Source organism: Pseudonocardia adelaidensis (assembly GCF_039543345.1).
Lineage (GTDB): Bacteria > Actinomycetota > Actinomycetes > Mycobacteriales > Pseudonocardiaceae > Pseudonocardia > Pseudonocardia adelaidensis.
This window is the reverse complement of record NZ_BAABJO010000008.1, coordinates 105,528-116,903: the sequence shown is the minus strand read 5'-3', so window position 1 is coordinate 116,903 and position 11,376 is coordinate 105,528. Positions and strand designations below refer to the sequence as shown.

Sequence of the window (11,376 nt, the reverse complement as noted above, 5' to 3'; positions counted from 1 at the left end):
CCGTCGGTCTCATGACGGGACCGGTCCGTCGTCGGGCGGCGGGTCGGCCCGCTCCACCTGCTCGGGCAGCAGCGGGGCGAGTGCCAGCTCGCGAGCGGTGACCCCGGCGGGCGCCGCCTGCACCGCGCGCACCCCCGGCCGTGCGGCCACCGCGTCCAGGCCCGCCCGCTGCGCGCGGACGACGACCGCGAGCACGCACGGCGCTGCCGGGTCGGCGAGCGCCGTGGCCTCCGCCGCGGCCACCTGCGCCGCCCGTCCGGTCTGCCGCTGCGCGTCGGCGGCCGCCGTCTCCCGGGCCCGCTGCCGCGCGGCGTCGAGGGCGGCCCGCACCGGTGCACCCTGCTCGAGGGGCTCGAAGCGCAGGGCCGTCTGCACGCGGGGCAGCGGCACCCGCAGCACCGCCGTCACGGGCACCGTGCCCGCGACCGCCGGCACCGCGGCAGCTGCCGGCAGCTCGGCCGCGAACTGGACGAGCGCGAGCGCCTCCACCCCGGGCGCGGGCAGCTCCACGGGCAGCCGGTGCAGGTACGCGGCGACCTCCTCCCCCGGCTCCGGGCCCAGTCGCACCGATCCGGGGGCGGGCGCGGGCGCGGAGGCAGGCACCCGCGACCCGGCGTACCAGGCCGTGACCAGCACGACTGCGGCGCACGCCAGCAGCACCCCCGTCCTGGCCCGCCCGGTCACGCTCACCCCTGTCCACGACGCCGTTCGGCCATCCAGTGTCCACGGCGCGGCGGACGGGCACCGCCGGGGGTTCGGGCTCCTAGTCACGCAGCAGATCGAGGGCATGCTCCAGGTCGGGCGGGTAGGGGCTGGTGAACTCCACCCAGCGCCCGTCGGCCGGGTGTTCGAATCCGAGCGAGCGGGCGTGCAGCCACTGCCGCTGCAGTCCGAGCCGCTTCGCGAGCACCGGGTCGGCCCCGTAGGTGAGGTCGCCGACGCAGGGGTGCCGCAGGGCCGCGAGGTGCACCCGGATCTGGTGCGTTCGCCCGGTCTCCAGACGCACGTCCAGCAGGGACGCCGCGCGGAACGCCTCGACGGTGTCGTAGTGGGTGATGCTGGGCTTCCCGCCGGCCACGACCGCGAACCTGTAGTCGTGGCGCGGGTGCCGGTCGATCGGGGCGTCGATGGTGCCGCTCGACGGGTCGGGGTGGCCCTGGGCCACGGCGTGGTAGCGCTTGTCGACCGTGCGCTCCTTGAACGCGCGCTTCAGCACGGTGTACGCGTGCTCGGCGGCGGCGACGACCATCACCCCGGTGGTGCCGACGTCCAGCCGGTGCACGATGCCCTGCCGTTCGGCGGCGCCCGACGTCGAGACGCGGTAGCCGAGCGCGGCGAGCCCGCCGAGCACGGTGGGGCCGGTCCAGCCGGGGCTGGGGTGCGCCGCGACGCCGACCGGCTTGTCGACGACGATGATCTCGTCGTCGGCGTGCAGCACGGTGAGCCCGGCCACCACCTCCTCCGGCCCGGTGATGGGGGTGACCGGCTCCGGGTCGGGCAGCCGCACCTCCAGCCACGCGCCCGCGGTCAGCCGGTCGGACTTGCCGGCCGCGCGCCCGTCGACGGCCACCCGACCGTCCTCGGTGAGCGCGGCCACCGCCGTGCGGGAGAGGCCGAGCAGGCGGGACAGGCCGGCGTCGACGCGCATGCCGTCGAGCCCGTCGGGCACCGGCAGCTGGCGGGTGTCACTCACCGGCGGGCTCGTCCTTCCCGGCCTGCTCGCGGCCGCGGCGTTCGGCTGCGCTGCGCGTGCCGTCGAGCTCCCTACCGAGCAATGCGAGCAGCACGAGCAGCACGCCACCGGTGACGATCGAGGAGTCGGCGAGGTTGAACACCGGCCACACCCGCCCGTTCGGGGCGAGCAGCGACACGATGTCGACGACGTGCCCGTGCAGCGGCCCGGGCGCGCGGAACAGGCGGTCGGTGAGGTTGCCCAGCGCGCCGCCGAGCACGAGCCCGAGCGCGACGGCCCACCCCGTGGACCGCAGCCGCCGGGCCACCCGCACGATCACCACGACCACGGCGATCGCGACGATCGTGAGCACCCACGTGTAGCCGGTGGCGAGGGAGAAGGCCGCGCCCGGGTTGCGCACGAGCTGCAGGTAGACCAGGCCGCCGAGGATCTCGACCGGCGCCCTGTTCTCGAGCTGCGCGACCGCGACCGCCTTGGTGACGATGTCGAGGGCGAGCACGGCGACGGCGATCAGGGACAGCAGCCGAACCGTGGGCGCGGCCGGGTTCGCCGGCGCCTCACCCGGCTCCGGTCCCGGTCCCGATCCGGGCCCCGGTCGCTGACTCGCCTGCTCGCTCACACCGTCCATCATCCCCTACCGTCGCTCGCCTCCCGTCCGGAGTGCCACCGCGCGAGGCGCCCGTGCTGGTCGACGGCCCGGATCCGGGCCTCCGCGGCCTTCCGCGCCTTGGCCGTGGTGACGACGAGCAGCTGGTCGTGCTCGCGCAGCCGGGTGTCCTCGGTGGGGGTGAAACCCTGGCCGTCCCGCACGACGAGGCTGACCATGGCACCCCGCGGCAAGCGCAGCTCGCGCAGGTACACCCCGCGCAGCAGCGACCCGACCGGAACCTGGACCTGCAGCAGGTCGGCGGAGAGCTCGTCGAGCGGGGCTGCGTCCACGGAGATCTCGCGCGGCTGCGCCGCCCGCGACACGCGCAGCCGCCGCGCGACCCACGGCAGCGTGGTGCCCTGGATCAGGGTGAGCCCGACGACCAGCACGAACACGACGTCCACCAGCGCCCGTCCGGTGGGCGCCCCCTCGATCAACGCGACCAGCGCGAACACGATGGGCACCGCCCCGCGCAGGCCGGCCCAGGACAGGAACGCCTGTTCGCGCCACGGCACCCGGAACGGCGCCGCCGCCGCCAGCACCGAGAGCGGGCGCGCGGCGACGATGAGCACCACCCCCGCGACGAGTGCCGGCACGATCGCATCGACCAGCCTCGGCGGCGACACGAACAGGCCGAGCAGGACGAACAGCCCGATCTGCGCCAGCCAGCCCATCCCCTCTGCGAACGAGCGGACGTCGCCGCGGTGCGGGAGGTCGGCGTTGCCGAGCACCAGCGCCGCCACGTACACGGCGAGCAGGCCGGACGCGTGGGCGAGCTGCGCGGCCGAGTAGGCGAGGACGCACACCGCGAGCGTGGCGAGCGGGTAGAGGCCGGTGGCGGGCAGCGCCGCCCGGCGCAGCGCCCACGCCCCGGCGATCCCGAAGAGCCCGCCGACGAGGCCGCCCGCGACCAGCTCGTAGCCGACGAGCAGCGGGGTCAGCCACGTGATCGGGTCGGCCGAGGCCAGCAGGACCACCGCGAGCACGACGGGCGCGTCGTTGGAGCCGGACTCGAGCTCCAGCACCCCGGCCACCCGCGGGGAGACGCCGACCCCGCGCAGCACCGAGAACACCGCGGCGGCGTCGGTGGACGAGAGCACCGCACCCCAGAGGAACGCCGCGCGCCAGTCCAGCCCCAGCAGCAGGTGCAGTCCCACGCCGACCACCCCGATGCTGACGGCCACCCCGACCGTCGCGAGCGCGATCCCCACCCCGGTCGCGGGCCGCACCGCGGACCAGCGCGTGGTGAGCCCACCCTCGGCGAGGATCAGCACCAGCGCGGCGAGCCCGAGCGACTCGGTGAGCCGGGCGTCGGAGAACTGGATGCCGAGCACCGACTCGCCGAGCAGGATCCCGATCGCCAGGTAGAGCAGGAGCGACGGCAGGCCGAGCCGCACCGAGATCCGCACGGCGAACACCCCGAGCAGCACCACGGCGGCCGCGACGCCGAGCGCCATCTCCAGGCTCGCCATGCCCACCTCCGCCCCGCACACGGTATCGGCGCAGGTCGTGGGCCCTGCCGTAACCCGCCCTACCGGGCGACGGCGGGCCGGGGGCGGGGGGCTGGCCCCACCCCGGGCGGGGCACCAACGGGATGGCGTACCCCGGACGCGGCTCCTTAGCCTGCTCGCATGGTGATCGCGCCGCCCGTGGAGGGCGCCCCCGCGGCACGCCCGCCGCACAGCGACCCGCTGCGGGCGCTGGTGGCCCCGGCCACCTGGCTCGCGGCCGCCCATCTGCTGCTCGACGCCGCGGTCGGCACGGCCGGTGCGTTCGTGCTGGGCATGGGGCTGTTCTTCAGCGTCGTGCTGCTCCCGCTCGCGCTGCTCGGGGTGCCGGTGTGGATCGTCACCGCGTGGGTGAGCGCGGGTACGGCCCGCCTCGAGCGCGCCCGCTACCGCATCCTGCTCGGCGTCGACATCGGCGCCCAGCCGCTGCCGGCGTTCCAGCGCCACCCGCTGCGCTACGGCGGCGTCCTGCTGCGCGACCCCGGCGTGCGCCGCCGCGCGGTCCACCAGCTGCTCGCCGCGCCGGTCGGCGTGGTCACCTGCGGGATCACGTACGTGCTGCTGTCCGGTGCGGTGGCGCTGCTGGCCACGCCGCTGCTCGGACTCGCGGACCCGGCCGACGGCACCACCGCGTACGGGATCCCCTTCGTCGACACCGGGGGCGGGCGGGCGCTCCTGGCCGGCCTCGGCCTCGTCCTGCTGCTGGCCGCCCCCACCGTGCTGCGCGCGCTCGCGGCCGCCGACACCGCCTTCGCCCGCACCCTGCTCGGGCCGGTGCCGGAGGTGCTCGCCCGGCGGGTGGACGAGCTGGAGCGCAGCCGCGCCCGGGTCGTCGACGCGGGTGAGGCCGAGCGGCGCAGGCTGGAGCGCGACCTGCACGACGGCACCCAGCAGCGGCTCGTCGCGCTGGGGATGACGCTGGGCCGGGCCAAGGCCAGGTACAAGCAGGACCCGGCTGCCGTCGGCGAGCTGCTCGACGACGCCCACCAGCAGGCGAAGGACGCCGTCACCGAGCTGCGGGGTCTCATCCGCGGCCTGCACCCGCCGGTGCTCACCGACCGGGGGCTCGACGCCGCGCTCTCCGCGATCGCCGTGCGCTGCCCGGTGCCGGTCCAGCTCACCGTGGAGCTCGAGGAGCGGCCCAGTTCCACCGTCGAGGCGATCGGCTACTTCGTGGTGGCCGAGGCGCTCACCAACGTCGCCCGGCACTCGGGCGCCGCGAGCGCGACGGTCACGGTGCGGCGGGAGCGCGGCGGACCGGTCTGGATCACCGTCACCGACGACGGCGTCGGCGGCGCCGACCCCGACCGCGGCACCGGGCTGCGCGGCCTCGCCGACCGCGTGTCCGGCGTCGACGGCCAGCTGCGCGTCGACTCCCCCGTCGGCGGGCCCACCGTCCTCGCCGTCGAACTCCCGACGGGCCCCGCGGGGCTCGTCCGATGACCCCTGGAGCGATGACGTCAGCGCGCGTCACCGTCGCCGAGGACTCGGTGCTGCTGCGCGAGGGCCTGTCCCGGCTGCTCGTCGAGGCGGGCTTCGAGGTCGTCGACGCCGTCGGCGACGGCGAGTCGCTCCTGCGGTCGGTCGCCGAGCGGCAGCCCGACGTCGTCGTCGCCGACGTCCGCATGCCACCCACCCACTCCGACGAGGGGCTGCGGGCGGCGCTGGTGATCCGGTCCCGCTGGCCCGAGGTGGCCGTGCTCGTGCTGTCGCAGTACGTCGAGGAGCGCTACGCCACGGAGCTGTTCGCCGGCGACACCCGGGGTGTGGGCTACCTGCTGAAGGACCGGGTGGCCGACGTCGAGACGTTCGTCGAGGCGCTGCACCGCGTCCGCGGCGGCGGCACCGCCCTCGACCCCGAGGTGGTCTCGCAGATCTTCGCCCGCTCCCGGCGGGCCGCGCCGCTCGCTGCGCTCACCCCGCGCGAGCGCGACGTCCTCGCCCTGATGGCCGAGGGCCGCTCCAACGCCGGCATCGCCGCCGAGCTCGTGGTCAGCGAGGGCGCGGTCGAGAAGCACATCAGCGGGATCTTCGGCAAGCTCGCGCTCCCCGCGGCGGCCACCGACCACCGGCGCGTGCTCGCCGTGCTCAAGTACCTGGAGGAATGATCGTGACCGCGCCCGCGAAGGCGAAGGCGAACCCCGTCGTGGTGGCCGCCGCCGTGCTCATGGTCGCGCTGGTCTGCGGCACCGGGGCGTTCGGCCTGCTGTCCGAGGTCATGACCCGCACCGTCGAACGCACGAACGCGTTCACCCCCGCCACCGACCGGGTCGTGGTCGACGCCGACGGGGACGTCACGATCGGCCCGAGCCCGGACGGGCAGGTCCACGTGCACACGGTCGTCCGGCACGGGCTGGGCCGGCCCGAGATCGTGCAGGAGGTCACGCCGGCGGGCGTCCGGCTGGACGCCGGGTGCCGCGAGTTCCTCGCGGTCCGCTGCGACATCCGCCACGACGTCCAGGTGCCGCCCGCGTTCGAGGTGGTGGTCGACGGCGTCGAGGGCGACGTCGTCGCGAGCCGCCTCTCCGGGGCGCTGAGGATCGAGCGGATCACCGGCGACATCACCGCCGTCGAGCTCGCCGGCCCGCTCGACCTGCGCTCGCGCACGGGTGAGATCAGGGGCGAGTCCCTGCGCACCGAGGTGCTCCGGGCCGAGTCCGACACGGGCGACGTCCGACTGCAGCTGGTGATGCCCCCGCAGTCGGTCGACATCAGATCGGACGTCGGGGAGGTCGACCTGGCGGTGCCGGCCGGCACGACCTATCGCGTCGACGCCCACACCCGGTCCGGCGAGGAACGCGTGCTCGTGCCGCTCGACTCGGCCTCCACGCGCAGCCTGCGCGTCGACGGCGACACCGGCGACGTCACCGTCCGCCCCTCCCGCTGACGGGGAGCCGGGTCAGCCCGCGCGCCAGGACAGCGTGGCCGCCGTGCGCGGGCGCCGCAGCCGCTCCAGCGCGCCGGCCACCTCGGGCACGGCTTCCTCCTGCAGGCACAGCCTGCGCGTGACCCACACCGGGTCCTGCCGGGGCGGCACCGCACGCTCCCAGCGCTGCACGACCGGCTCGACGCCGATCTCGCGCAGCACCGCGACGGCGTCGTCGGTGGTGGCGGGCGCAGGCCGGCGCAGTCCGTGGAACCGCACCCAGAGCGGATCGAGCCAGGCCATCGGGTGCTGCGCCATCATCTCGACGACGACGCCGCGCCGGGCCGCCGCGGTGAGCGCCTCGAGGAACGGCACGAGGTCCACCACGTTGTGCAGCACGTGGTGGCAGACCACCACGTCGGCGGTGCCCGCGGCGGCCGCGGCACCGGGCCACCGGCCCAGCACGGTGCGGTGCGGCAGGCCGCGCGCCCCGGCCTCCGCCGCGAACGCGTCGAGCATGTCCTGCTGCTGGTCGACGCCGGTGAGGTGGCCTGCCCGGTCGGCGAGCGCGAACGACGCCGCGCCGCCGCCGCAACCGACGTCCAGCACGCTGCCCGCATCGGGGAGCAGCGCCTGCGCCGCCTGGCGCGAGGGCGTGTCGAGGGGCTCGACCGGGGGCGTGAACAAGGTGACCTCGTGGTGCCACGGGTCGGCGGGCGCCCGGGCGAGGATCTCCGGCGGGATCCCGCGACCCTCCTGGAGCTCCGCCCACCGTGTGGCCGCCGGTCCCCCCATGAGCCACGAGTATGCCTCCCTGCGTCCCTTCGGGCAGCCCGATCAGGTCATGAGTTCGACCAACCGGGCAGCGAGCACCGTCGGATCGCCACGCACCGCGACGACCTTGTCCCGCCCGCGCGCCCCGGTGACGATCTCGACGTCGCCACGGCGCACCCCGAACGCGGCGGCGAGCGCCGCCGTCACGGCCGCGTTCGCCGCGCCCGCCACCGCACGGGCCCGTACGGCCACGACGAGCGCCGGGCCGCGCGGGCCCGCCCAGGTTCCGCCGACCTCGTCCCGGCGCGCCCCTGGCCGGACCCGCACGCTGATCCGCACGCCCCCGCGGGTCAGACGCGGGCGACCAGCGCCGCGAGCTCGGCACTCGTGCCGTCGGGGGCGGCGACGGTGCCGCGCAGGGTCGGCTCGGGCGCGGCGCCGTAGGAGACGGACTCCGCGAGCACCTCCCCCGCGACGAACGCCTCGTGCGCGCGCACGGCGTCGAGCACACCGGCCGGGCCGTCGAGGGTGAGGCCGATCCGGTCGGCGACGTCGAGGCCTGCGTCGCGGCGGGCCTGCTGCACCACCCGCACGACGTCGCGCGCGGTGCCCTCGGCGGCGAGCTCCGACGTGATCGCGGTGTCGAGCACGACGAGCCCGGTGGATCCCGGGAGCGCGGCGGTCGAGTCCGGGTCGGCCGCCACGAGCTTCTCGGTGAACTCGCCGTCGAGGAGCTCGATCCCGGCCGCGGTGACGGTGCCCTTCTCGTTGCGGGCCCACGCCCCCGACTTCACGGCGCGGATCACCTTCTGCGTGTCCCCACCGAGCCGCGGCCCGCAGGCACGGGCGTTGACCGCCACGTCGAACCGCCCGTGGGCGGCGACGTCGGTGGTCAGCGCGACGTCCTTGACGTTCACCTCGTCGCGCAGGATGTCGGCGAACGGAGCGAGCGACTCGGCGTCGGTGGCGGCCACCGTGAGCCGGGCCAGCGGCAGCCGCACCCGCAACCCCCGCGCCTTGCGCAGCGACAGCGCGGCCGACGCGACCTGCCGCACGCGCTCCATCGCCGTCACCAGGGCGGCGTCGTGGGGCAGCTCCCCGCTCGACGGCCAGTCGGCCAGGTGCACCGACCGCTCACCGGTGAGGCCCTGCCAGATCCGCTCCGTGGTGAGTGGCAGCAGCGGTGCGGCCACCCGGCAGGTCACCTCCAGCACGGTGTGCAAGGTGTCGATCGCGTCCTGGTCGCCCTCCCAGAACCGATCGCGCGAACGCCGCACGTACCAGTTGGTGAGGGTCTCGGCGTGGTCGCGCACCCGCTCGCACGCGCCCGCGATGTCGTAGACGTCGAGGGCCGCGGTGAGCTCGTCGACGAGGGCCGCGGTGCGGGCGAGCACGTACCGGTCGAGCACGTGCGGCGAGTCGGTGCGCCGCACGCCGCGGCGCCCGGCGTAGAGCGACAGGAAGTACCAGGTGTTCCACAGCGGCAGGATCGCCTGGCGGACGCCCTCCCGGATGCCCTGCTCGGTGACGACCAGGTTCCCGCCGCGCAGGATCGGGCTCGCCATGAGGAACCACCGCATGGCGTCGGAGCCGTCGCGCTCGAAGACCTCGTTGACGTCCGGGTAGTTCTTGCGCGACTTGGACATCTTCAGCCCGTCGTCGCCCAGCACGATCCCGTGCGCCACGCAGGAGCGGAACGACGGCCGGTCGAACAACGCCGTGGCCAGCACGTGCAGCGTGTAGAACCAGCCGCGGGTCTGCCCGTTGTACTCGACGATGAAGTCGCCCGGGTAGTGGTCCTCGAACCACTCGGCGTTCTCGAACGGGTAGTGCACCTGGGCGAACGGCATCGAGCCCGACTCGAACCAGCAGTCGAGCACCTCGGGCACCCGGCGCATGGTGGACCTCCCGGTGGGGTCGTCCGGGTTGGGCCGGGTCAGATCGTCGATGTACGGGCGGTGCAGGTCCGTCGGCCGCACGCCGAAGTCGCGCTCCAGCTCGTCGAGCGAGCCGTAGACATCGGTGCGCGGGTAGTTCGGGTCGTCGCTCACCCACACCGGGATCGGGGAGCCCCAGTACCGGTTGCGGGAGATCGACCAGTCGATGGCGTTCTCCAGCCACTTGCCGAACTGGCCGTCCTTGACGTGCGCGGGCACCCAGGTGATCTGCTTGTTCAGCTCCACCATTCGGTCCCGGAACGCCGTGACCTTCACGAACCACGAGTCCACCGCGCGCTGGATCAGCGGGTTGCCGCAGCGCCAGCAGTGCGGGTACGGGTGGTCGTAGGTCTCGTGGCGCAGCAGCACGCCCTTCGCGTACGGGGCGCCCCGCTTCAGGTCGGCGATGATGTGCGGGTTCGCGTCGAACACCTGCATGCCCGCGTACGGGGGCACGCGCTCGTCGAACTCGCCCTTGCTGTCGACCGGCACGACCACCGGGATCCCGGCCGCGTCGGTGACGACCTTGTCCTCCTCGCCGAAGGCGGGCGCGATGTGGACGAGCCCCGTGCCGTCGTCGGTGGTGACGTAGTCGGCGGCGAGCACGCGGTGGGCGTTCTCCCAGCCGGTGAAGAAGTCGAACGGCGGCGTGTAGGACAGGCCGAGCAGCTCGGAGCCGCGGAAGGTCCGCATGACGTCCGGCTCCTCGCCGAGCTCGCGGGCGTAGGCCCCCAGCCGGGCGGAGGCGAGCACGTACCGCTCCCCGTTCACCGCCACGAGCGCGTACTCGACGTCGGGGTGCACCGCCATCGCCAGGTTCGACGGGAGCGTCCACGGCGTGGTGGTCCACACCAGCGCGAGCGCGCGGTCGAGGTCCGACCCGGGCGCGTGCAGCCGCAGGCCCACGGTGACGGCGGGGTCCTGGCGGTCCAGGTAGACGTCGTCCATCTTGGTCTCGGTGGCCGACAGCGGCGTGCCGTCGTGCCAGCAGTACCAGAGGACGCGGAAGCCCTGGTAGACCAGGCCCTTGTCCCACAGGGTCTTGAAGGCCCACATGACGCTTTCCATGTAGTCCAGGTCGAGCGTCTTGTAGTCGTTGTCGAAGTCGACCCACCGGGCCTGACGGGTGACGTACTCGCGCCACTCCCCCGTGTAGCGCAGCACGGACGCGCGGCAGGCCGCGTTGAAGGCGGCAACGCCCATCTCGTCGATCTCGGCCTTGCTCTTGAGCCCCAGCTGGTGCTCGGCCTCCACCTCGGCGGGCAGGCCGTGGGTGTCCCAGCCGAACCGGCGCTCGACGTGCTTGCCGCGCATCGTCTGGTAGCGCGGGACGACGTCCTTGACGTACCCGGTGAGCAGGTGGCCGTAGTGCGGCAGCCCGTTGGCGAACGGCGGCCCGTCGTAGAAGACGAACTCGTTGCTGCCGTTCTCGCCGGTGGGCCGGGCGTCGACCGAGGCGCGGAACGTGTCGTCGCGCTCCCAGGCGTCCAGGACCTCCCGCTCGAGCGCGGGGAACGACGGGTGCGCGGGAACCGACGGGTAACGGTCGCTCATGGCTGGTGGTGCTCCTCGTGCGTGGCTCGTGGTGCTGCCGGCACGGGGACGACGCTCGCGCGAGCGCCGCGGTACCACCCCGCTTGCCGCCCCGGGACGGAACGGCCTCTCGTTCGGACGGCTGTGACGGGCCGCTCCCGTCCGGTTCTACTCCGCCCGGCGAGGGCGTTTCTTCCGGAGGCTCCCCGGTGATGGCCGGATCGGTGCCTGTGCCATCAGAGTAGCGCCAGGCCGCCACGGCATATTCCGCCGGGCCCCGCGGGGAGCGACACCGCCTCCAGCGCTCGCTTCATGATCACGTCGACGCCATGGGTCTCGGGTGGCCGGCCGGGACGTGTGGGGTCGACGTGACCATGTGCGGGGGTCCGCGGCGCCCTTGATCGTGATCGACCGGA

At 74.8% G+C, this 11,376-nt stretch carries 10 protein-coding genes; 3 read left to right on the top strand and 7 right to left on the bottom strand.

What is annotated here, in order from left to right:
* Nucleotides 1-9 precede the first annotated feature (9 nt).
* The 4 genes from ABEA81_RS12605 to ABEA81_RS12590 all read right to left on the bottom strand — a co-directional run bounded on the left by ABEA81_RS12605 (nucleotide 10) and on the right by ABEA81_RS12590 (nucleotide 3,814).
* Nucleotides 10-690: a hypothetical protein gene (locus ABEA81_RS12605; RefSeq protein ID WP_345605169.1), complete on the bottom strand. Its 681-nt coding sequence runs from the start codon at nucleotides 688-690 to the stop codon at nucleotides 10-12.
* 73 nt (nucleotides 691-763) lie between these two features.
* Nucleotides 764-1,648, bottom strand: a complete 885-nt coding sequence (locus ABEA81_RS12600; RefSeq protein ID WP_345605363.1) for an RluA family pseudouridine synthase — start codon at nucleotides 1,646-1,648, stop codon at nucleotides 764-766.
* A 37-nt stretch (nucleotides 1,649-1,685) separates the two neighbouring features.
* A complete protein-coding gene (gene lspA, locus ABEA81_RS12595) occupies nucleotides 1,686-2,312 on the bottom strand; it encodes a signal peptidase II (protein ID WP_425570533.1) in 627 nt (208 codons plus the stop codon).
* Nucleotides 2,313-2,320: 8 nt separating this feature from the next.
* A complete protein-coding gene (locus ABEA81_RS12590) occupies nucleotides 2,321-3,814 on the bottom strand; it encodes a potassium/proton antiporter (protein ID WP_345605168.1) in 1,494 nt (497 codons plus the stop codon).
* A 159-nt stretch (nucleotides 3,815-3,973) separates the two neighbouring features.
* On the opposite strand from ABEA81_RS12590, the gene ABEA81_RS12585 reads away from it, so the two are divergent.
* Genes ABEA81_RS12585 through ABEA81_RS12575 form a run of 3 tightly spaced genes read left to right on the top strand, consistent with a single transcriptional unit; the run spans nucleotide 3,974 to nucleotide 6,737 of the window.
* Complete coding sequence (locus tag ABEA81_RS12585) at nucleotides 3,974-5,293, top strand: sensor histidine kinase (RefSeq protein ID WP_345605167.1); 1,320 nt, start codon at nucleotides 3,974-3,976, stop codon at nucleotides 5,291-5,293.
* Nucleotides 5,294-5,304: 11 nt separating this feature from the next.
* Entirely contained in the window at nucleotides 5,305-5,958 is a 654-nt protein-coding gene (locus tag ABEA81_RS12580) for a response regulator transcription factor (RefSeq protein WP_345605166.1), read from the top strand.
* Nucleotides 5,959-5,960: 2 nt separating this feature from the next.
* Nucleotides 5,961-6,737 (top strand): DUF4097 family beta strand repeat-containing protein, encoded by a 777-nt coding sequence (locus ABEA81_RS12575; RefSeq protein ID WP_345605165.1) that lies wholly within the window; start codon nucleotides 5,961-5,963, stop codon nucleotides 6,735-6,737.
* Nucleotides 6,738-6,749: 12 nt separating this feature from the next.
* Here the strand turns inward: ABEA81_RS12575 and ABEA81_RS12570 are convergent, their stop codons facing one another.
* From ABEA81_RS12570 to ileS, 3 genes are read right to left on the bottom strand one after another with little or no spacing between them, the layout of a single operon-like run.
* Nucleotides 6,750-7,511, bottom strand: coding sequence for a class I SAM-dependent methyltransferase (locus ABEA81_RS12570; protein ID WP_345605164.1), 762 nt, complete (start codon nucleotides 7,509-7,511; stop codon nucleotides 6,750-6,752).
* A gap of 42 nt (nucleotides 7,512-7,553) precedes the next feature.
* Entirely contained in the window at nucleotides 7,554-7,829 is a 276-nt protein-coding gene (locus ABEA81_RS12565; RefSeq protein WP_345605163.1) for a DUF167 family protein, read from the bottom strand.
* A gap of 11 nt (nucleotides 7,830-7,840) precedes the next feature.
* Entirely contained in the window at nucleotides 7,841-10,981 is a 3,141-nt protein-coding gene (ileS, locus tag ABEA81_RS12560) for an isoleucine--tRNA ligase (protein WP_345605162.1), read from the bottom strand.
* Between the last annotated feature and the right edge of the window lie 395 nt (nucleotides 10,982-11,376).